Annotated in this window: 13 protein-coding genes; 10 read left to right on the top strand and 3 right to left on the bottom strand. The window is 59.2% G+C overall.

Translation table 11 applies throughout. From position 1 onward, the window contains the following. The first annotated feature begins 157 nt into the window (after positions 1 to 157). From AC1MEW_RS22790 to AC1MEW_RS22770, 5 genes are all read left to right on the top strand, one after another. A complete protein-coding gene (locus AC1MEW_RS22790) occupies positions 158 to 3046 on the top strand; it encodes a TonB-dependent receptor (protein ID WP_480423727.1) in 2889 nt (962 codons plus the stop codon). Positions 3047 to 3331: 285 nt separating this feature from the next. After that, positions 3332 to 5182: an extracellular solute-binding protein gene (locus AC1MEW_RS22785; protein WP_201256914.1), complete on the top strand. Its 1851-nt coding sequence runs from the start codon at positions 3332 to 3334 to the stop codon at positions 5180 to 5182. Next, positions 5169 to 6233, top strand: a complete 1065-nt coding sequence (locus AC1MEW_RS22780) for a microcin C ABC transporter permease YejB (protein ID WP_201256913.1) — start codon at positions 5169 to 5171, stop codon at positions 6231 to 6233. The genes AC1MEW_RS22785 and AC1MEW_RS22780 overlap by 14 nt, the downstream gene beginning before the upstream one ends. Beyond that, on the top strand, positions 6233 to 7255 hold the full coding sequence (locus AC1MEW_RS22775; protein ID WP_322268318.1) for an ABC transporter permease: 1023 nt from the start codon (positions 6233 to 6235) through the stop codon (positions 7253 to 7255). Before AC1MEW_RS22780 ends, AC1MEW_RS22775 begins: the two co-directional genes overlap by 1 nt. Position 7256: 1 nt before the next feature. Beyond that, positions 7257 to 8876 (top strand): ABC transporter ATP-binding protein, encoded by a 1620-nt coding sequence (locus tag AC1MEW_RS22770; protein WP_201256912.1) that lies wholly within the window; start codon positions 7257 to 7259, stop codon positions 8874 to 8876. Between the two features lie 86 nt (positions 8877 to 8962). Here AC1MEW_RS22770 and AC1MEW_RS22765 read toward each other — a convergent pair whose 3' ends face one another. Continuing rightward, positions 8963 to 10810 (bottom strand): amidohydrolase, encoded by a 1848-nt coding sequence (locus AC1MEW_RS22765; RefSeq protein WP_480423726.1) that lies wholly within the window; start codon positions 10808 to 10810, stop codon positions 8963 to 8965. Positions 10811 to 11085: 275 nt separating this feature from the next. On the opposite strand from AC1MEW_RS22765, the gene AC1MEW_RS22760 reads away from it, so the two are divergent. Then, positions 11086 to 11244, top strand: a complete 159-nt coding sequence (locus tag AC1MEW_RS22760) for a hypothetical protein (RefSeq protein ID WP_322268319.1) — start codon at positions 11086 to 11088, stop codon at positions 11242 to 11244. A gap of 189 nt (positions 11245 to 11433) precedes the next feature. Here the strand turns inward: AC1MEW_RS22760 and AC1MEW_RS22755 are convergent, their stop codons facing one another. Beyond that, positions 11434 to 11748, bottom strand: coding sequence for an SCP2 sterol-binding domain-containing protein (locus AC1MEW_RS22755; RefSeq protein ID WP_019690779.1), 315 nt, complete (start codon positions 11746 to 11748; stop codon positions 11434 to 11436). Between the two features lie 64 nt (positions 11749 to 11812). Then, a complete protein-coding gene (locus AC1MEW_RS22750; protein ID WP_480423725.1) occupies positions 11813 to 12523 on the bottom strand; it encodes a histidine phosphatase family protein in 711 nt (236 codons plus the stop codon). 204 nt (positions 12524 to 12727) lie between these two features. Between AC1MEW_RS22750 and sohB the strand changes: the two genes are divergently transcribed. The 4 genes from sohB to AC1MEW_RS22730 all read left to right on the top strand — a co-directional run bounded on the left by sohB (position 12728) and on the right by AC1MEW_RS22730 (position 22743). Beyond that, positions 12728 to 13750 carry a protease SohB gene (sohB, locus tag AC1MEW_RS22745; protein ID WP_201203238.1) on the top strand — a complete coding sequence of 341 codons (1023 nt, stop codon included), beginning with the start codon at positions 12728 to 12730 and terminating at the stop codon, positions 13748 to 13750. Between the two features lie 238 nt (positions 13751 to 13988). Continuing rightward, positions 13989 to 18176, top strand: coding sequence for a dermonecrotic toxin domain-containing protein (locus AC1MEW_RS22740; protein ID WP_480423724.1), 4188 nt, complete (start codon positions 13989 to 13991; stop codon positions 18174 to 18176). Beyond that, on the top strand, positions 18079 to 18858 hold the full coding sequence (locus AC1MEW_RS22735; RefSeq protein ID WP_480423723.1) for an NEL-type E3 ubiquitin ligase domain-containing protein: 780 nt from the start codon (positions 18079 to 18081) through the stop codon (positions 18856 to 18858). Before AC1MEW_RS22740 ends, AC1MEW_RS22735 begins: the two co-directional genes overlap by 98 nt. 27 nt (positions 18859 to 18885) lie before the next feature. Next, positions 18886 to 22743: a dermonecrotic toxin domain-containing protein gene (locus AC1MEW_RS22730; RefSeq protein WP_480423722.1), complete on the top strand. Its 3858-nt coding sequence runs from the start codon at positions 18886 to 18888 to the stop codon at positions 22741 to 22743. Positions 22744 to 22775 lie beyond the last annotated feature (32 nt).

The raw sequence follows: 22775 nt of genomic DNA, 5'->3' as shown, positions 1-22775 counted from the left end.
CTTTCGCGAGCAAGCCCGCTCCCACAGGTTTTGTGTTTGCCCGCGGATCGAGTGCAAGTCGGTATAAGGTCATCACCCAACGGTCTAACCATCGCTCTATAAAATCCCTCCCGCCATCGCACAACCCTGCATAAACCAAACGCAGGGATGGCTGTCCATGATCCATTTTTCACCACCTAAATCCCCTTTGACCCTGGCCTTGTTGCTTGCCATGAACACGCTGCCGGCCTTTGCCGCGAGCAGTGTCGATTTCAACCTGCCGGCCGGTCCGCTGGACCAGACCTTGCTGGGGATTTCGCGCCAGACCGGCACGCCGATTTCCTTCGATCAATCCCTGGTCAACGGTATCAATGCACCGGCCATTCACGGCCAACTGACCCAAGCCCAGGCGTTGACCCTGGCCTTGCAGGGCAGTGGCTTGAAAGATGACGACGGCGTGATCAGCGCCGCCGCGCCAACAACTGCTGCCCCAGCCAAAACCTTCGCCGAACCCACCACCCAACTGCAACGCGTCGAAGTCACCGGCAGCGCAATCCGCCGGGTCGATGCCGAAACCGCAGTGCCGATCACCATCCTGCGGGTCGAACAACTGCGTGAGCAGGGCGTGACCAGCACCGAAGAACTGATCAACCGCATCTCCGCCAACCAATCGTCGGTAGGCTCGGGACGTTCGGTAGGTTCCAGCAGCGGCGGTGCGTCCTATGCCGACTTGCGCGGCATCGGCCCGAACAAAACCCTGGTGCTGCTCAACGGTCGACGGCTGAGCAACAACGCCACCAGCTCGATCAACGGCTCCGGCGTCGACCTGAACACCATCCCATTCGCCGCCATCGACCGAGTCGAAGTGCTGCGCGATGGCGCGTCGGCGCTGTACGGCACCGACGCCATCGGCGGGGTGATCAACTTCATCACCAAGAAAAGCCTGACCACCGGCCAGCTCACCACCGGCTACGATAGCCCGACCCATGCCGGCGGCGGTGACAGTCACAACTTCAGCGGCAGTTATGGTTTTGGTGATCTGGAGGACGACCGCTTCAACGTGTTCGGCGTGGTCAGCTACGACAAACAGCAACGCCTGGCTGCCGAGGACCGCAGCTACACCTACAACTACCAGCCCGGCCGTGGCCTCGATTACACCTCCGGCACCGCGTCGCCCGCCAACTGGAGCCAGGGCAGTAACGCGACCAATCCGTTGGCCGGTTCCGGTTGCAACGCGCCCGGGCTGTTGTCGCGCAACGGCATCTGCCGTCAGAGCCTGTGGAATTACCTCGATCTGGTGCCGGAAACCGAGAAGACCTCGGCCTTCGCCAAAGCCACCGGCAAGCTCTCGGACGACCACAACGTCAGCCTCGAATATTTCTGGGCGCGCAACGAAAACCGCACGCAAATCGGCCCTGGTACGTTGATGGGCAATCAGGTGAATCCGGGCACCACGTTCTATCCGGGCAACGGCGTTACCCCCGGCCCCAGCACTTTTGCCCTGGACCCGACGCAACCGGTAGACGTGAATTGGCGTGAAACCGCTGTCGGCGCGCGTCAGCATGAAGACGACAACACCAGCCAACGCTTGTTGCTGAGTTTCGACGGCAATCTGGTGGGTTGGGACTACAACGTCGGCGCCTCGTACAACCAGAACAAAGTGGTCAACTCCATCCTCGACGGCTACGTGAACGACCGGCCGATTAGCCAAGGCATTGCCACTGGCGTGATCAACCCCTTCGGCCCGCAGACAGCGGCGGGCGATGCCTTGCTGGCGGCCAACGCGGTGGACGGTGATTACGGCACAGCAGTGGGCCGGGTGAAGGCGATTGACGGGCGCATCAGCCGCGAGATCGGCGACTGGTTCGGCTCCGGTTCTTCAGCCCTGGCCTTGGGCGGCGAGTATCGCAAGGAAGATTTTCATCAGGATTTCGCCCAGTTTGCCGGCGATATCCAGAGCCTCGGCGTTGACCCCAATGGCAGCGTGGCCGGGGATCGCAGCGTCTCGGCCGAGTACGCTGAGGTCAACGTTCCAGTGCTCGACAGCCTGGAGCTGTCTGCCGCCGTGCGTCACGACAAGTACAGCGACTTTGGCAGCACCACCAACCCGAAATATTCGTTCCGCTTCCAGCCGTTCAAGGAACTGGTGCTGCGCGGCGCCTACAGCGAAGGCTTCCGCGCGCCGTCGTTGTATGAGCTCTACAACCCGACCTTCACCTCGTACACCGTCGCCAACTACAACGACCCTCGCCTGTGTGCCGGCGGCAACCCCAGCAACGGCGGGATCGCCAACCGCGACTGCGCACAGCAGTTCAACCGCACCACGGGTGGCAACACCGACCTGAGCCCGGAAACCGCGCGCAACGTGACCGTTGGTTTCGTCTATCAGCCGTTTGATCGCCTGACCACCGGGCTGGATTTCTGGTGGATCAACATCGCCAACCAGATCGCTGAATTCCCCGAATCGGCAGTGTTCGAAAACCCCGAGCTGTACCCCGAGCGTCTGATTCGCAAGCCTGATGGCTCCATCGATCACATCGTTACCGGCCTGGCCAACCTCGGCAAGATCAAGACTAACGGCGTCGACGTGAGCTTCGACTATCGCTTGCCGAGCACCTCGATTGGCGATTTCGGCATCGGCCTGCAAGGCACTTATGTCAGCCGTTACGAATTCCAGCAGCAGCTCAAGGGCGATTACATCGACAAGCTCGGCGACTTCCGTGGCGGCGACTTTTCCTCGGCCGGTGCCGTGGCCCGGTGGCGTCACAGCCTGACCGGCACCTGGAACCGCGGCCCGTTCGGCGCGAGCCTGACCAACCGCTACACCAGCGGTTACCACGACTCCAACCGCGAGGCGCACGACTACGTCGGTTCCTACAACGTCTGGGACGTGGCCGGCACCTACACCTGGCGCAAAACCCTAGGCGTGACCCTCGGGGTGAAGAACCTGTTCGACCGCGAGCCGCCGTTCAGCAACCAGACCTACACCTTCCAGAGCGGTTACGACCCCAAGTACGGCGACCCTTTCGGGCGGACGCTGTACACGCGGGTCAGTTACAACTTTTGATCTGAAAACTAACCAGTCAGGACAGGTTTTAGTAACCAAGTGTTCTAAACGCCGCCCTATAAAAACCGCTGGCCTGTTGCACATAACAGGTAGGCGGGAAGGGTGGCAGTCCTGATTTGACTGTCATTGGCCGGGGTGTGTGGTGATTGTTCGGGCCTCATCGCGAGCAAGCTCGCTCCCACAGTGGATTTGTGCACGCCGCGAACCCTGTGGGAGCGAGCTTGCTCGCGATGAGGCCAGTAGCCGTAACCCAACATTCCGACCCTGCATGAAGGCTTGAATACCATGCTCCCCAGATTCTGTTCACTGGGCCTCTGCCTCTTACTGAGCCCGACTATTTTCGCCGCGCCGCAACCCGCCCTGACGGTCTACGGCGAATCCCCCAAATACGCACCTGACTTCCAACACCTCGACTACGTCAACCCAAGCGCGCCCAAGGGTGGCAGCCTGCGCCGCTCCTCGCTGGAAGGCGGCCCGTTCGATCATCTGATCCCCTACGTCGACAAAGGCACCGGCGTCGCCGAGATCGACACCTGGCTCTACGCCCCGCTGGCCTATCGTTCCAAAGACGAGCCCTACAGTGTCTACGGCCTGGTCGCCCAACAAATGGAACTGGCCCCCGACCGAACCTGGCTCCGGTTCTACTTGAACCCGGCAGCCCGTTTCGACGACGGCAGCCCGATCACCGCCGAAGACGTGCGTTACACCTTCGAGCTGTTCACCACCCAGGGCAGCCTCAAATATCGCCAGCAATTCGCCGATGTCGCAGAAGTCATTGTCGAGTCGCCGACCCAAGTGCGTTTCGTCTTCAAAAACAGCGAGAGCCGCACCTTGCCGCTGGATCTGGCGACATTGCCAGTGCTGCCGGAACACTGGTGGCGCACGCGCAACTTCGCTGACGGCGGCGGTTTCGAAGCACCGCTGGGCAGCGGCCCGTATCGGGTCAGCGCGGTGGACGCCGGGCGCAGCGTCAATTTCGAGCGGGTCAAGAACTGGTGGGGCAACGACCTGCCGGTGACGCGCGGCCTCTATAACTTCGATGCCTTGAGGGTCGAGTTCTTCGCCGACACCGACGTCTCGCGCCAAGTGCTCAAGGCCGGTGGCTTCGATTACAACCGCGAGTTCTCGGCGACCAGTTTCACCATCGGCTACGCCGGGAGTGCGCTGGATCAAGGACGTTTGATCCGCGAACACCTGGCCCCCGGCGCGGCTCAGGGCGCCCAAGGGTTTGTGTTCAACCTGCAAAAACCAGTGTTTCAGGATCGTCGGGTGCGTCAGGCAATTGCTCTGCTGTGGGACTTCGAATGGAGCAACCGCCAGATGATGCGCAGCATGTACCTGCGTCAGCGCAGCTACTTCTCCCACAGCGAGCTCTCGGCTACCGAATTGCCGGACGCCGAAGAACTGAAAATCCTCGAACCGTGGCGCGGCAAGATCCCCGATCAAGTCTTCAGCGAGGTGTTCCAGGCGCCGCACACCGACGGCAGCGGCATCATTCGCGGCCAGCAGTTGCAGGCGCTGAAGCTGCTGGAAGAGGCGGGATGGAAGCCTGAGGGCGATCAACTGGTCAACGCCAACGGCGAGCCGCTGCACTTCACCTTTCTCAACGGTCAGAAAGGCTTCGAACGGCTGTTGCTGCCGTTCAAACGCAACCTGGCGCAGATCGGCATTGGCTTCGATATCCGCCAGGTCGACACCGCGCAATACACCAACCGGGTGCGCAGCCGCGACTACGACATGATCGTCGCCGGCTACCCGGTGAGCCAGGCGCCGGGGCGGGAGTTGTTCAACTACTTCGGCGCCGAGGGTGCTGACGATCCCGGCTCGAATAACTATATGGTCCTGCGCGATCCGGCGGTGGACGGCTTGCTCACCGGACTGGTCCAGGCCGATAGCCGCGCCAGTATGTTGCGCCACGCCCGAGCGCTGGATCGAGTGTTGCAGTGGGGTTACTACTGGATTCCCAACTATTACCCGCCGGGGATTTCCACGGTGTGGTGGAACCGTTTCGGCCGTCCGGCGATTGCGCCGTTGTACGACGCCGGCCTGGAAACCTGGTGGGAAATCAGCCCTTCGGCGTTGACCCAAACCCAGATGCAACAACGCACCCGGGAGTATTCCCATGTGGGGTTATAGCCTGCGGCGTTTGCTGCTGATCGTGCCGACCTTGTTGTGCATTCTGCTGGTCAACTTCGTCATCGTGCAGGCCGCGCCGGGTGGGCCGGTGGAGCAAGCCATCGCCCGTTTGCAGGGCATCGGCGTTGGCGGTGGGGTGGGCGGCGGGCATGTCGAGACGGTCGGTGGTGAGTCCCGCGCCACCCGAGGCCTGGACCCGAAACTGGTGGCGGATATCGAGCGTCAGTACGGCTTCGATAAACCCGCCGGTGAACGCCTGTGGCTGATGCTCAAAAGCTACGCGCGGTTGGATTTCGGCTCGAGTTTTTTCCGTGGCGCATCAGTGATTGATCTGATCCTGCAAAAGCTCCCGGTGACCCTGTCGCTCGGCTTGTGGGCGACGCTGATCACCTATCTGGTGTCGATCCCGCTGGGGATTCGCAAAGCGGTGCACCACGGCTCGGCGTTCGATGTCTGGAGCAGCGCAGCGATCATCATCGGTTACGCGATGCCGGGGTTTCTGTTCGCGTTGTTGCTGATCGTGGTGTTCGGCGGCGGCACGGTGCTGGACTGGTTTCCGGTGCGCGGTTTGGTCTCGGAAAACTTCGCCGAGCTCTCGGCCTGGGGCAAGGTCGCGGACTACTTCTGGCACCTGGTGCTGCCAGTCAGCGCATTGGTGATCGGCGGGTTTGCGACGTTGACGATCCTGACCAAAAACAGCTTTCTCAACGAGATCTCCCGGCTGTACGTGGTGACGGCGCGGGCCAAAGGCTTGAGCGAAAACCAGGTGCTGTACGGTCATGTGTTTCGTAACGCGATGCTGTTGGTGGTCGCCGGTTTGCCCCAGGCACTGGTGACAGTGTTCTTCGGCGGCTCGTTGCTGATCGAAGTGATCTTCTCCCTCGATGGTCTTGGCCGCATGAGCTACGAAGCCGCCGTCGCCCGGGACTACCCGGTGGTGTTCGGCTCGCTGTTCATCTTCACCCTGTTTGGGCTGCTGATAAAACTGTTGGGCGACCTCTGCTACACGCTGGTCGACCCGCGCATCGATTTCACCGCGAGGGCTGCCTGATGCTGACGTTGTCTCCCATAGGCCAGCGGCGCTGGGCACGGTTCAAGGCGCATCGGCGCGGTTGGTGGTCGTTGTGGCTGTTTCTGGCGCTGTTCGGTCTGAGCCTGGGCGGTGAATTGGTGGCCAATGACAAGCCGCTGCTGGTCTCGTATCAGGGCGAGTGGTACTTCCCGGCGTTCAAGCGCTACACCGAGCAGGATTTTGGCGGCGAGCTGCCATTTCAGCCGGACTATCGCAGCCTGCAAACAAAGGAATTGATCGAGGGGCAGGGCGGCTGGTTGTTGTTTGCGCCGATTCCGTTCGGGTTCGATACGGTCAATTACGACTTGACCGAACCGGCGCCGAGCCCGCCGTCGTTTGAGAACTGGCTGGGCACCGACGATCAGGCTCGGGACGTATTGGCGCGGGTGATTTTCGGCACGCGGATCTCACTGTTGTTCGCCCTTGCATTGACCGCCGCCAGTGCGCTGATCGGTATCGCTGCCGGCGCGTTGCAGGGTTATTACGGCGGCTGGATCGATTTGCTCGGTCAGCGGTTGTTGGAGGTTTGGTCGGGGCTGCCGGTGTTGTATCTGCTGATTATTTTGTCGGGTTTCGTCGAGCCGAATTTCTGGTGGCTGCTGGGGATCATGGCGCTGTTTTCCTGGCTGAGCCTGGTGGACGTGGTGCGCGCCGAATTCCTGCGCAGTCGCGGGCTGGAGTATGTGAAAGCCGCGCGGGCGTTGGGCGTCGGCGATGCTCAAGTGATGTGGCGGCACATTTTACCCAATGCCATGAGCGCGACCCTGACGTACCTGCCGTTCATTCTGACCGGCGCCATTGCGACTTTGTCAGCGCTGGATTTTCTCGGTTTCGGTATGCCGGCCGGCAGTGCATCGCTCGGTGAATTGATCGGCCAGGGCAAAAACAATCTGCAAGCGCCGTGGCTGGGTTTGACGGCGTTTTTCGCCTTGGCACTGATTCTGTCGTTGCTGGTGTTTATCGGCGAGGCCTGCCGTGATGCGTTTGATCCTAGGACTTGAGATGAACGATAACCTGATGGAGTTGCGCAACCTGCGGGTGGCGTTTAACGGCTGTGAAGTTGTGCACGGGATTGATCTGGATATTCGACCCGGTGAATGCCTGGCGTTGGTGGGCGAGTCGGGTTCCGGCAAATCGGTGACCGCTCACAGCATTCTGCAATTGCTTGAGCCTTCGACGACCCGCATCGAAGGCAGCATTCGCTACGGCGGCGAAGAATTGCTGGGCGCTTCTTCCAAGCGTCTGCGGCAACTGCGCGGTAACCGTATCGCGATGATTTTTCAGGAGCCGATGAGTTCGCTGAATCCGCTGCACACCATCGAACGGCAATTGGGTGAAACCTTGGCGTTGCACAAAGGTTTGGCCGGTGCTGTAGCGCGCAAGCGCATTCTGGAATTGCTGGAACTGGTGGGCATTCAGCAGGCTTCGAATCGTCTGAAGGCTTATCCTCACCAACTCTCTGGTGGTCAGCGGCAACGGGTGATGATTGCCATGGCGCTGGCCTGCGAACCCGAGCTGCTAATCGCCGACGAGCCGACCACCGCGCTGGATGTCACGGTGCAGCGCAAGATTTTGCTGCTGCTCAAAGACCTGCAACAGCGTTTGGGCATGGCGCTACTGATCATCAGCCACGACTTGAATCTGGTGCGCAGCATTGCCCAGCGGGTGGCGGTGATGCGTGGCGGGGAGATTGTCGAGCAGGCGTCTTGCGAGCAATTGTTCAGCGCACCTCAGCATCCATACAGCGTCGAATTGCTGAATGCCGAACCCGGCGGCACAGCGTTGTGTCGCGACGATGCTGAAACGTTGCTTGCGGTCAGTGACCTGAAAGTCTGGTTCCCGCTGAGTGGCGGCTGGTTGCGGCCCAAGGCGTATCTCAAGGCTGTGAACGGTATCGATTTGAACCTGCAACGGGGCAAGACCTTGGGCATTGTCGGTGAGTCGGGTTCCGGCAAGTCGACGTTGGGCCAGGCGATTCTGCGGTTGATCGATGCCCAGGGCAGCATTCGCTTTCAGGGTCAGGCGCTGGAGTCGTTGAACGGCAAAGCGCTGCGCCCCTTGCGCAAGCGCCTGCAGGTGGTGTTTCAGGACCCGTTCGGCAGCCTGAGCCCGCGCCTGAGCGTGGAGCAGATCATTGCTGAAGGCTTGCAGGTTCACAGCGACCTGAACGCCGGGCAGCGCGAGCAAGCGGTGATTGATGTGTTGAGGGAAGTCGGCCTCGATCCGGCGACCCGACACCGCTATCCCCATGAGTTTTCCGGTGGTCAGCGGCAGCGGATTGCGATTGCTCGGGCGTTGGTGCTCAAGCCTGATCTGATCTTGCTGGATGAACCGACTTCAGCGCTGGATCGCACGGTGCAGAAGCAAATCGTCGCGTTGTTGCGCAGGCTTCAGGAGGAGCATGGTTTGACCTATCTGTTCATCAGCCACGATCTGGCGGTAGTACGGGCGCTGGCCCATGACTTGATCGTGATGAAGGAGGGTGAAGTGCTGGAGCGCGGCGCCACGGCCGAGCTGTTCGACTCGGCGAGGCATCCGTATACGCGGGAGTTGTTGGCGGCATCTTTTACAGAACACCACAGACCCAATGTGGGAGCGGGCTTGCTCGCGAAAGCTGAGTAACAGTCAACATCAACGTTGAATGTTAAATCGTCTTCGCGAGCAAGCCCGCTCCCACAAGGGATTGTTGGTGATTGTGAAGTCGGTGATCAGAGCGCGAAACAGGAGCAACCAAACGCCCCCCAAAACCCTTGGAAATCACTGACTGGCGCCGATGACAACCGCGCCTGTTGGTGACTGTGGGCATGCACTGCACACGCCCCGACACACTGGTGAACCTGCGCCGTCAGCGGCGCCAACGGTTTCCAGTGCCCCGGCACTTTGGCTACCGGCGACCACTCCGGCACCACCGGAATCGGCGGTGGTGACAGCTTGTCGAACTCGACGCTGCCGTAAACGATCTTGCCATCGACGATGGTCAGCACCGATTCGATCCACTTGATCGCTTCGTCCTCGATGTGGAAATAGTCCGCCGACAGCGCAATCAAGTCCGCGAGTTGCCCGACTTTGATCTGTCCTTTCTGGCCTTGCTCGGACGAGAACCAGGCGCTGCCGTGGGTGAACAGCTCCAGCGCCGTGTCGCGGCTCAAGCCTTGCGGGTACAGCTCCAGGCCGCCGACGGTGCGGCCGCTGACCAGCCAGTACAGCGAAGTCCAGGGGTTATAACTCGACACGCGGGTGGCGTCGGTGCCGGCGCCGACCGGGATGCCTTCGGCCAGCATTCGGGCAATCGGCGGGGTGTGCTCGGCAGCCTTGGCGCCGTAGCGGTCAACAAAGTACTCGCCCTGAAACGCCATGCGATCCTGAATCGCAATGCCGCCGCCCAAGGCTTTGACCCGCTCGATGTTCTGTGGGGTGATGGTTTCGGCATGGTCAAAAAACCACGGCAAGCCATCGAACGGAATGTCGCGGTTGACCTTCTCGAACACGTCGAGCATGCGGCCGATGGATTCGTTGTAAGTGGCGTGCAGGCGGAATGGCCAACGCTGTTCCACCAAGTGGCGCACCACCGGTTCCAGTTCCTGCTCCATGGTTTGCGGCAAGTCTGGGCGCGGCTCAAGGAAGTCTTCGAAGTCCGCGGCCGAGAACACCAGCATTTCCCCGGCACCGTTGTGCCGCAGGAAGTCGTTGCCCTGACCGTACTGGGAGGTGCTGGTCCAGTTCTTGAAGTCGCTCAGCTCTTCCTTGGGTTTTTGGGTGAACAGGTTGTAGGCGATGCGCACCGTGAGTTGCTTGTCGTTGGCCAATTGCTGGATGACTTGGTAGTCGTCCGGGTAATTCTGGTAACCGCCGCCGGCATCGATGGCGCTGGTGAGGCCGAGACGATTGAGTTCACGCATGAATTGGCGGGTCGAGTTGACCTGATATTCCAGCGGCAACTTCGGCCCCTTGGCCAGGGTCGAGTAGAGAATCATCGCGTTCGGCCGGGCGATCAGCATGCCGGTCGGGTCGCCGTTGGAATCACGCACGATCTCGCCACCCGGCGGGTTTGGCGTGTCGCGGGTGTAGCCGACCACTTTCAGCGCCGCGCGGTTGAGCAGGGCGCGATCGTACAGGTGCAGGACGAACACAGGAGTGTCGGGTGCAGCTTTGTTCAGTTCTTCAATCGTCGGCAGGCGCTTTTCGGCGAACTGGAATTCGGTCCAGCCACCGACCACCCGCACCCATTGCGGCGTGGGTGTGCGATCAGCCTGTTCCTTGAGCAGGCGCAAGGCATCGACCAACGAAGGCACGCCTTCCCAGCGCAATTCGAGGTTGTAATTGAGGCCGCCGCGAATCAGGTGCAAGTGCGAGTCGTTTAGGCCCGGGATCACCGTGCGACCGTGCAGGTCGATGATTTGCGTGCCAGGGCCTTGCAGGGCCATGGCCTGGGCATCGCTGCCGACCACCACGAAGCGTCCGTCCTTGATCGCGACGGCACTGGCCTGGGGTTTCTTGCGGTCGACGGTGTGCAGGCGTCCGTTGTACAGAATCAGATCGGCCGGGGCATCGGGCATGGTTTTACTCCCTGCGAAAAGTGGGCTGACCCAGGCGCCGACGGCGCCTGCCGAAAGGCCATGCAGTACACGGCGGTGATTGAATCCGTCGTGGTCGTCAGGTGGACTCATGGCTGTGTTCTCCGCATGACTCTTCATAAAAAAAGTCGGACTGAACAGCCGATGTCTGACGCATGCGGCCAGAAGGAATATAGACCGCAAATCCGCGGGCGGCCTGTTTTAACTGTTGGGCAGATCGGTTAGATTCCGCGCCCGCCCAAACAAGGATGTAGACGATGATTAAACTCAGTAACCCGAAAGGTATCTTGATCGCTGCGCTGATCGCCGTCGGTTTGGTCGGGACTTATCTGTATGCCGGCCAGGGCAACAACCTCCCGGACACGGTGATGATGACGGCTAACTCTACGGATCAGCCTCAGGCTCGAAGGCGATGAGGGTGAACTCCGTTTTGCCGATAATGTGACCGAGGTCAACAGCGTCGACGCGTTGGAAGAAGAACACACCAAAGTGTTCGAAGAAATGGATGACGCCGGTTCGCGTTGAGCCCTGAAACGACGAATCCCGCCATATAGGCGGGATTCGTGTGCAGCAAGAGAGGCTCCCCAGGGCGGGGAGCCATCATCTTACGACGGGAACAGCTCGGACAGTTTCATCGCCAGCATCATGTCGCCTTCAGCGCGCAGTTTGCCGCCCATGAACGCTTGCATGCCGTCGGTCGAACCGTCGACGATGCCTTCCAGGGTTTCACCGTCCATCACCAGAGTGACCTGGGCATCCGGGTTTTCGCCTTCTTTGAGCTCGCAGGTGCTGTCTTTGACGATCAGCGAGAAGTTCTTGGTGTCGTCGATGCGGAAACCGAATACCAGGTCCAGACCGGCAGCAGCGGCTGGGTTGAACTTGGCTTTCATTGCTTGTACGGCATCAGCTACGGAGGTCATGGTTCGATCCTTTCTTGGGTAATTAGAGCTGGGTGATTACAGCCAGGGTCACAATAGTCCGGACTCAGCGAAACGTGATGAGTTCCGGGGCCTTCAGCAGTTGCAGGTGTACATGACTGTTGAAGGAAGCCAGAGCCACCTCGCGACCACGAAACTTCAGTTGGTGGAGCGAGGTGTTGACGATTTGCCAGTTGAGCTCAAAGGCCTGCCGGGCAGGCATTTGTGTAATGAGGTGGAGCAGGGCAGTGATGGTGCCGCCGGAGGTGAATACGGCGATTTTCTGGGTGTTGTCGGCTTGTTCAAGGATGCGGTTCAGTCCGCCTTGCACGCGCTCGACAAACCCCAGCCAGCTTTCCAGGCCCGGTGTGTCGTAAGTGCCAGCCAGCCAGCGCTCGATGATCAGGGAAAAGATGCGCTGGAACTCAGCACGGTTTTGCGCCGCGTTGCGCAGGAAGTTCAGCGCTTCGGGCTCATCCGCCAACATGGCCGGCAAAAGGGAGCGGATCACCGCGTCGGCGTCGAATTCGTTGAAAGCGGAATCGATTTCCAGCGTCGGCACCGGCAGGCCCACGGCGGCGTACTGTTCCAGCGCGCTGTTGGCGGTATGTTGCTGACGGCGCAAGTCCCCCGACAGACAGCGATCGAAGCTGAGACCCAGCTCAGCGAGGTGCTGGCCGATGATTTCTGCCTGGCGAATACCGGTCGGCGACAGGACGTCGTAGTCGTCTGCACCAAAGGAGGCCTGGCCATGTCGAATCAAATAGATGCTGCCCACGTCCGCGTCATCCCGGTACGTTGAAGGTTTGGCGAGGTTATGAGGATGGCAGTGAGCTGTCAATGAAAAAACATACGCTTGTTTGAAATGCCCGTTACAGGCCTGTTGCCAGAGGTTTCACGGCTGGCCCCAAAGGCGGGGCATGGGTATGCTGACGTTATCCCGCGCGCGTATATGCGGCGCATTGCATTAAAGGAGTCCTGTGTGGAGTTTTTTGCCGAGTACGCCAGTTTTCTGGCCAAGACCGTGACACTGGTGGTCGCCATTCTGGTGGTGCTGGCCAGTTTCGCGGCATTGCGCAGCAAAGGTCGGCGCAAGTCGGCCGGTCAGTTGCAGGTCAGCAAACTCAATGATTTCTACAAAGGGCTGCGCGAACGCCTGGAGCAAACCTTGCTCGACAAGGACCAGCTCAAGGCCCTGCGCAAGTCCCAGGCTAAAACCGAGAAAAAACAGAAGAAAAAACCCGAAGCCAAGGGCCGGGTGTTTGTGCTGGATTTCGACGGCGACATCAAGGCTTCCGCCACCGAAAGCCTGCGCCACGAAATCACCGCGCTACTGACCCTCGCGACCCCAAAGGACGAAGTGGTTCTGCGTCTTGAAAGCGGCGGCGGCATGGTCCACAGCTATGGCCTGGCGTCGTCGCAACTGGCGCGCATCCGTGAGGCGGGCGTGCCGCTGACCGTGTGCATCGACAAGGTCGCGGCCAGTGGCGGCTACATGATGGCGTGCATCGGCGAGAAAATTATCAGCGCGCCGTTCGCCATCCTCGGCTCCATCGGCGTGGTGGCGCAGTTGCCCAATATCAACCGCTTGCTGAAAAAGCACGACATCGACTTTGAAGTCCTGACTGCCGGCGAGTACAAGCGCACGCTGACGGTGTTTGGCGAAAACACCGAGAAGGGCCGGGAAAAGTTCCAGGAAGACCTGGACATCACCCACCAACTATTCAAGAACTTCGTCTCCCGCTACCGTCCGCAATTGGACATCAATGAAGTGGCCACCGGCGAAGTCTGGCTCGGTGTCGCGGCGCTGGACAAGCAACTGGTGGACGAACTCAAGACCAGTGACGAATACCTCGCCGAGCGCGCCAAGGGCGCCGAGCTGTTTCACTTGCACTACGCCGAACGCAAGAGCTTGCAGGAGCGTGTCGGCCTGGCTGCCAGCGGTTCGATTGATCGGGTGCTGTTGACCTGGTGGAGCCGACTGACCCAACAACGCTTCTGGTAATTCTCCTTCAAAACCCGGTCACTGTCGGTGATCGGGTTTTTTATTGTCCGCAATTTTATATCGGCAGCCCACTATTTATAGCGGTTGCATAATTAATAAGTGGCGAGGTGGTATTTATATATATCTTGGGTTCGTATTGTTGATTTGTTGGTGGCTATTATGATCGGTTATTGAGTTTTTTAATAAAGAGATCTGCCGATAGACTTGGTCGTCCAATCAGTCGTGCAGGTTAATGAACATGTCTTCAACTTCAAGTGAGGAGGGTCATGAAGCGCCGGATATGACGCTGGAACAACAAGGCGTTTTTTTCGATTTTTTTAAACAAAAAGAAATTCCCTCCTGGTTGATTCAAGCCAGCAGTACAAAGCGTGAGTCATTGCATCGATGCATTGTTGCCAGTCAGGTTTCAAGGGCGAACGCCATTAACGCAATGGCGTTATTGAAACCCCCGCATAGCTTCTGTGCGCCATTATTGACGAAGGCCATATCCGACAAAGTCGGGGAGCCCCTGAATATCAAGGGCGTTGTCTTTCAACATGTACGTTCCACCTCCAGCTTGCTCGGTCTTCGAAGCAAACTGATCTTGCCGATTGACAGGGATTTGCTGGAAGCAGCCTGTGAGAACTTTGAAGACAGCGAAACCCTCGCCGATAGCGATCACGAAAAGTCATTGATCTATCAACCGGAGAAAATCAATGGGCGGAGTAACAAGGTGCTGCCGATCGAGCCCCATGAGTTCGCGCAGTTATGTCGGACTCTAGACTTGGGCAAGCAATACCAGACACATCTCAATAGTATTTTTGAACCTTATATAGACACCGGTGAGGTACGCAAACACTGCATCGCTCATTCGCAGCGTTGCTTTGAAGTAGACATGCAAATTGCCTTGATGAAAAAACATGTCAGCGAGAAAGTCTTCCTGATGCTGGGCGACGTATTGGCAAATAAGCAGTCCATAAAATTCGACACACACTCCATCGCCTACAAGCGACTGGAACTGTCTGGATATGCACTTGAAGGTGCGATGTTGATCGTAGCGGTCAGTGATGGGGCGTATGACGACAATCCGTGCGTGTTGTATCTGCCGGGTGATCCGGATCAGCCACTGAAGGAGTACCCGAGCTTCAGGAAAATGGAAGTTGCATTAAGCGCCCGGCTTAGAAGCGCAGCGTTCACGAAAGTCATCCTGAGATTCATTTCACTGAAAAACCGTGGCGGATTTGACGACATGCTCAAACTCCAGCTACTCAAGCCACCAACGGGCTTGTTTCAACCGTCAAACAGCGGTTTTATTCCGGTGACGACCAAGGATGTGCACACCGGTTTGTTCGCGCAGTTGTATCGTCAGCGCGTTGACCACGTCATGGCGAATGCGCGACTACTGGTGGTGCCGACGGATGATGAAGACGAAAAGTCCCGCGCCGCCCGGTTGGAAAAGTACAAGGAGATCGGTTTCGACATAGTGTTCTTTGCCGCCTCGTTCATACCGGTGGTGGGGGAACTGCTGACCGCTGTGGCGGCGGCTCAAATGTTGCTCGAGGTTTATCACGGCGTCGAGAGCTGGTCTGCCGGCGAGCAGGAACAGGCGGCGGACTACTTTTTCGATACCGTCGAGAACATTATCGTGGCGTTGGCGTTTTCTGTCGGCGCGGTGGCCGTCAAGGCCGCCTACAAAAAGGTCAGAAGTTCGAGCTTTGTCGACACGTTACGACAGGTCCGGTTGTCGGGTGACCAGGAGCGATTGTGGAAGCCCGACCTGTTGCCTTATCGCCAGCACCTGGCGTTACCACACGGTTTGAAGGCCGACGAGAGAGGGCTTCACTGGATCAACAAACAGGCTTATGTCTCGCTGGATAAAGACCTGTACGCCGTTCGCCCCGAACCCGATACCGGTTTGTGGGAGGTCCAGCAGCTTTCAAATGGCGATAGTTACACGCCTCGCCTGGAGACCAATGACCGCGGGGCCTGGCGCCATGACTCAGAGCTGCCTCAGGAGTGGGATCGCCTGACGGTGTTTCGGCGCCTGGGATACTCGGCGCAGGACATTTCTGATGTCCGGGCGCTGCAAATTCTGTCCGTCATCGACATCGACATCAGCCTGTTGCGTCGCACCCTGATTGATCGGACCAATCCACCCGCCTTGTTGATCGATACCGTTCGGCGTTTTGCCGCCGACCAGGCGGTGTTGCAGTTTATCGAGCAACTGGGAGGGGCACAGACCGCCCCCCTGGCGGATGCCGAGTTGCAGTTACGGCTACTGATGACGCTCAAGCGATGGCCCGTTGAGACTCGCATCGAAGTGGTAGATGCCGAGGGGCGAACTGTCAGCACACTCATGCCTGCCGATACCACCGATGGGCAAACAAAGGCCCTGACGCTGACCATGGAGTCACTTCGAAAGGGGCAGTTTTATGCGCCGCTGTTGGCGGGTCTGGAGCAAGCCGAGCGCGAAAGTATTGTGCAATCGACTACCAAAATCTCCGAAGAACAGGCTGCTGCGCTGGTGCAGGTACTGGCCAGACAGGCAGGCCGCAAACGACTGGACCTGTTCGACTGGCTTTATCAACGGGGTGTGCCTGTGCGTGAAGCACAAGCGACGCCTTTGCGCAGCCATTTCCCTGACCTTCCGATCAGCGTGATCGATGAGTTGGTGCACTACGCCGATACCAGCGAAATGGCAGAACTCGATAATGGAAAAGTGCCCCTGCGCCTTGCCGAAGAGGCCCGTCGATTCCAGCAGGTGGTGCGCATTAACCGTGCTTATGAAGGGCTTTATCTTGACGCCGCTGGAGGGATCGACACGGATCGACTGGTGTTCAATACCCTTGAGCATCTGCCGGGATGGAGAGGCGACATTTACATTCGCCTGCTGGAGTGGTCGTTCTACACCGAGGAGTTCGCCAGCATCGGGCCTGACGACGCGACACAGAAATTGTTTATGAGTGCACATCCCGATCGATATGAAGCCTCCAATGAACAGTACGACCTGCGCAGCTATCTCCCTGGGCGCACGCGCGAGCATTATTTCCAGTCCCTGTGGGACGGCCTGTCGCCGGTGCGCCGCTCAGCGTTGGGCGTACAGGCAAATGATCAGGGGGTGGCGCTGAGGGAAAAGCTCACCGCCCTTGCGCTGGAGCGTCGAGCGCAGTTCGCGCAGGTGCTTGAGATTCGGACGATGCGTGAGGGTTACACCTCGCCCATGCGTCTGGCCGATCCACAGTCGCAAACCTCTTCAAGCAGTGCATCGGCGCAAGCCGCAATTCCTGTCGGTAAACCAGCTGCCCACGTTCGGCGTGCCCAGGAGCTTTATCCAACACATTCGCTCGAACAGATCGATGCATTTCTGAGCAGTCTGGGTTCGAGCGATGTGTTGGTCCTCAGAAAACTCGAAAGCATGAGAATGGAGTTCCTGACCCTGCGCGAGGTACTGCAAAGCTGGATCAACCGCGACACCAGGTACCAGACGTCCGATGGGCCGAGGCTCAAAGTATCGACGCTGGCCAAGACCCGGGCGTCCCGGGAAATCATCCGCTGCTGGCGCAAGGAAACACCCGCTACGTTGTCCCTCGACGGCATGCTTTATGAACTCTCGCTACCGCCGCTGCACTTGGGCGATTTGCCGAGGGTTGTCGGGGATTTCAGTCATGTCGGCACGCTGATCCTCGACCGTATCGGTGCCAGCGCTGGATTGAACAGCTTCCTGCATAACTTCAGTCGCCTTAGAACCCTGTCGCTGATCGGCAACGAATTGAGCCGCATGCCGCAAGCGGTGGGCAGCATGACGCGGCTTGAGAGTTTGAGCTCGAGTGAGAACCGGATTCAACTGACGACTGCGTCGGTGAACGAGTTGTCAGGGTTGACCCGCCTGAAACATTTGGACCTGAGCGCCAACCCGACCCTGAGCCTGACCCCCAATGTGGCGCACATGCCGCAACTGGAAAGTCTGAAACTGCGCGGCACCGGCATCAGCCAGTGGCCGCAGGGCGCTACTGGCTTGGCCAAGCTGAAGTTGTTGGACCTGCGTGACAACGGCATCAGTCAAATCCCCGAAGATGTGTATGCCGCACCGCTGACATTGAACGCTGGCACCAATGTCAGCGGCAATCCACTGGACCACGAGACCCTTAGGCGCGTCGCGGACTTTCAGCAACTCTCGCAGATCAGCCTTGGCCTCATTGCGTCGGGCCATCTGCGCGAAGCGGCTGAGGTCATATTGGATGTCTCGATGATTTCGACCTGGCTGACCGGTGTGGCAGTTGAAGACGAGATGCAAAAACGCGCTGTGGGGTTCGCTGTTTGCCTACCCGAATTCGCGACCGTTTTTCACCTTGCTGATGCGTCTGCGTTACACGGCCGATTTTCGCGTGATTTATTCGTCATTGCGCCAGCGCGTGTGGGAAGTGGTGCAAGCCGCCTCGGCAGATGATGCGTTGAGGCGGGCACTGTTCCTGATGGCTGATACGCAGAAGATCAGCGCTGATGGGGACTCATTGTTGTTCAGTGATTTGTACGTCCGGATGCTGTGTTACCGGGCGATCAATGCCGCCAGGGGCGGAGTCGACATGCTGGAAGGGCTGGTACTTGTACTATTGCGAAGCCTGTTCCGGCTACAAGAGGTCGAGAAGTACGCCTTGAGAAACATCCTTTCCCGCTCACGCACGGGGCCGTTGACGAGCCAGCAAGCGATGGAGATCAGTCTGGCGTTTCGGGTGGGGTTGGCTGAACACCTGAACCTGCTGGCCCAGCCGAGAGAAATCAACACTCGGCTGAGTGTCGACGTCCTCCAGCAAACCCTCGAGTGGGTGTACGCCGAGATCGCTAAAACGGAACAGACAACGGCATTGCCGGACTGGATGAATGCTCAGGAGTTCTGGGTTGATTATCTGGAAAATACCCACCGTGACGCGTTCGACGAATTGGCCCTGAGCGCGGCGCTGGCTTTCCAGCAGTTGGATGGCCGGCTCAATTACACCCGGGAGCAGTTCACTGAAAGCATGAATGCCATCGTGGACAACTACCGAAATGACCGTACAGCGCTGTTCAAGAGGCTGACCATCGAGGCCCTTCAACGACATCCAGGGCTGATACTGCCGAATGCCCGTGGCTGAGCGGCCCCATGAATGCAAGGAGTGCACATGAAGGAACTGACGCAACAACACCGTGACGCTCGTGGTCGGCAGGTGGCCTCCATCCCACACGTTTTTGCCAACCTGGATCTGGATACGATCCTGCCGATGACCCCGGCGCAATTGGCTGCGCGGGTGATCGAAGAGCGATGGGGCGCCGAGCCGTTGACGGCGCGGTTGGTGGATCTCAATTACGATTTCTATGGTTACCCGGCCGAGGGTAACGATCATCTGGGTAAGGTCCGTACCGCGCAAAGTCTGGTGCAGTCCTTGCTGAGCAACTACCAGACGGTCGGCGCCGGGCGCTTCGGCGAAACCGCGTTCGGTCTGTACACGCCGCCTGCCGTGGGGCCGACCGTGCGTATCGTCGAGATCGACGAATCCATCAACCCGGGCGGCGGTTTTCGCGACTATGAGGGCATCTACCGGCAGACCGTCCCGCAAGTCTACGGCCCGAGCACCCAACTGGCGTTGCAACCGGCCGAGTTCAAACAGTGGGTCTGGACGCTGGAGTTCAAGGAGCAATATGGCGCCTATGTGCACGACACCTGGCCCGAGGACGAGCAGATTCTTGGGGCCGCGGCCTATCCGTTGCGGACTTCCGTCAGGGTGGCGTTTGTCATGGCGGCCCATCTGCAGCACCAGGAAAACAGCCTGACGGGCGATGGACTCGGCCTGGCGTTGCGAGCCGCCGGGTTATCCGAACAGCAAGTGTGGAAGAGCCTGACGCTGGCGCAGATGCAGAAGCAGGCAGTAATCCCGGCGTCCGTCGAGGCGGCGCGGCTGGTGGTTTATCGTTACACCTCGACCGATATCTGGTGTTTTCGGGATAAAACCACTGGGCGAGTCGTGCTCTACATTCCGGGCAACTCTTCGCCCTTTCAGGAGTTTGTCGATCTCCAGGCTTTGGCAGAATGGGTGGCTGAAACGGGACGTGACGCCGACCAAAAACAGGCCTTGGCTGAGCATTTTTCCGACGAGGATCGGCAGGACGGTACGTTTCACGCCGGTGTGCTGACGGCGCTGGAAGGCATGGCTACGTATCCACGGCAATTTCGGCTGAAAAAGGGTCACGGCTTTTTCAACAATGACGGTTATTGGCCTCCCGCTGAGTACGTTGGTGTCAATGTGCCTGCGTCTGCCACCGATCCCTTCGCCCAGTGGGTATTGGTCATGAAACAAGCCGCTCACGCGAGCATCGATACCATCCGCGACGATGCCCAGGTCAATCGGGCTGACTTGAGCGCCGTGGTCGAGCCTGTCGTGCAGTGGATCAACAAGTTCGGTCCGTTGGCGTTGTTCGTTCCTGGTGGGGAAGGCCTGCTGGCGCTCGCCGGGCTGATCGATGCCGGTTATGGCCTGGCGCAGGCGGTAGACAGCAAGACGCTTGATGAGCGATCCGCCGGGGTCGCCCGGACGGTTTTCGGGTTGCTTAACGCGTTGCCGGTGGCTATTGCCGGTAAAGCGATCAAGGCTGAAGAGCGCGTGACCCAGACGGCAACCCATATCCCGGACCCCGAGCCGACCGTGATCGACGTATCGCTGCCCGTCGAAGGGACGCCCGTCGTGTCCGGCGCAATCGTCGAGCGCGTCCGCTTGCTGCGGGGTATCGGCGCCGAGGCCGAAGGGTTCAGCGATGAAGTATTGGGGCAGATTGGCCGTGTCATCGATGTCGACAATGACCTCCTGGCGTTGATGCAGGCGGGACGACGACCACCAACGCCCATACTGGCGGATACCCTCAGCCGCTTTCGCATCGACCAGGATCTACGGCATGTCGCAGATTCGGCGGTGGCGCGCGCCGAACAATTCACACAGCGCTATCAGGCGTTGCAGCACTCCGGGCATGAGTGGGTGAAGCTGTTTCAACAGCACTATCCGGGGCTGCCAAAAAACGCCATCGAGCAAATACTCGACCGGTCCGGGGTGGCGATTGACGCACCACACACCTTGGCCGATGCCAAACGGGTATTGAGCCAGTTGAGCGTCAAGGCAGAGCAATATGAGCGCCATGTACGACTGACTCGGGCTTACGAAGGCCTTTACTTGCCGTCGGTGGCGAACCTCGACAGTGATGTCCTGGCCTTGCATTCACTGCAACGGCTGCCGGGGTGGTCGTCTGAAATCCGCATCGAGGTCGTCGATGGTTCCAGGGTGATCGACAGCATCGGCCGGCCAGGTACGCGTGCTTACCGGCAGTTGATCCGGCGCGGCTCCCGTTATCGGGCACCCCCGGCCTCGGCGGCTGAAACCGTGAGTTTTGCCCAGGCACTGCTCAATGCCTTGGCACAGGAGCAACGTTCGGTATTGGGCTTGCGGGCCGGGCATGAGCTTGAAGACTTGCAAGCCAGCATCCGCGAGGCAGCATTGCCACGCACCGAGCTGGAGTTGGGTCTGCGTCGAATGGATTCGGGGATGGCATTCGAGAGCAGCGGTCTGCGCGGCGGAGGCTTTCCGCCCACGGCTCAGGCTGAAGCATTGTCAAACGACATTATGAAGTTGCAGGTCAAAGAGTTTTATCCCGCCATGACGGAGGATGAACTCGAGACACTCATACACGGTTGGGGGGAGGGCGCGCAGAGGCAACTGGTCAGCCTCACTCAGCAGTTGACTCAATTGCGCATTGACCTGGTGACGTGGATCGAAAAGGTTGAGGCGGATGTCGATGACATGCAAATCGAGTTTCTGGACCCGGCTGACGAAGAGGCGCAAGGGCTGAGCCCGGCCGAAATCGAAGAGGAAAACGATTCGCGCCTGTTCAATGTCATGGAGTACGAGCGCCAGTCCCGGATTGAACTGGCCAAGGAGCTTGAAGTGTTGTGGCAACTGCGTGGCGATACGGCCAGCCGTGTCTATGTCGATGGGGAATGCGTGGGTTTTCGTCTGGAACTGGACTTTGAACAGTTGCATTGCCTACCCGAGCTGAACGTCAAGCTACCGGATGTCGCGCTGCTGTCCGTGGCGGATTTCACCCTGACGCAAGGTGAAAGTCTGTCAGGCTTTCTGGAGTGCTTGCCCAACCTTCAAACACTGAACCTGGAAGGCACTGATTTGCGCATTCAGGGGCTTGATGGGCAATGGACCGGCAGTTTGCCTGCGGCGATTGGCAAGCTGTCCAGATTAACCACACTCAACCTCAAGAACACGTTGTTGACGCTGACCGAACAAACGGCAGGGCAGTTAGGTGAGCTGACTCGGCTCCAGGTGCTTGATCTGAGCAACAACCCTTTGGGGGTGCCACCTCTGGTGCTGAAACTGACGCAGTTGCAACACTTGAACCTGCGCAGTACCGGTATCACCCGTTGTCCGATCGGTATCCTCGATCATCCTTATTTGCAATCTCTGGATCTACGCAACAACGGCATTGCCCGTGTGCCCGAAGCGGTACGAATACAGTCCGTGGGCAAGAACAATGTGCTGCTCAGTGGCAACCCGCTGACCGATGAGGACAGTTTGCGCTGGGTCAGCCGTCATCGGCAGCAGACCGGGATCAACGTGTGGATCGGGCCGCCGATGGACAATGCCGCTCAGCCCGGCGCCTGGCTGGAGGGCGTGCCCGCGCAGCAGGCTGCCTTGCGGGCCGGGCGCTGGCAACGGGTGCTCAACCTGACGGGAAGCGGACGGTTTTTTGGAGCGCTGGAGATAATCGGGCGCACGGCCGATTTCCGGGTGGACTACACCGCATTGCAACAACGGGTGTGGCACATGGTTGACGAGCTGGAAGCGTCACCAGGGCTGTGCCGCTACCTGTTCGAGGAGGTGCAATGGCCGGCGATTGATGGTGATGATCCGTTTGCCGGTTTCGTGGGGCTGGAAGGTGCAATCGCTGAGCACGGGAGCGCTGCTGCGGGACAACGTCTGCCGTAATGACTTTCGCCAGGCGAAAAAAAACCTTGAGC

This window comes from Pseudomonas sp. ASL4, from assembly GCF_056680395.1.
Note: the sequence above shows the minus strand (reverse complement) of the source record. Positions and strands in the feature narration are given on the sequence as shown.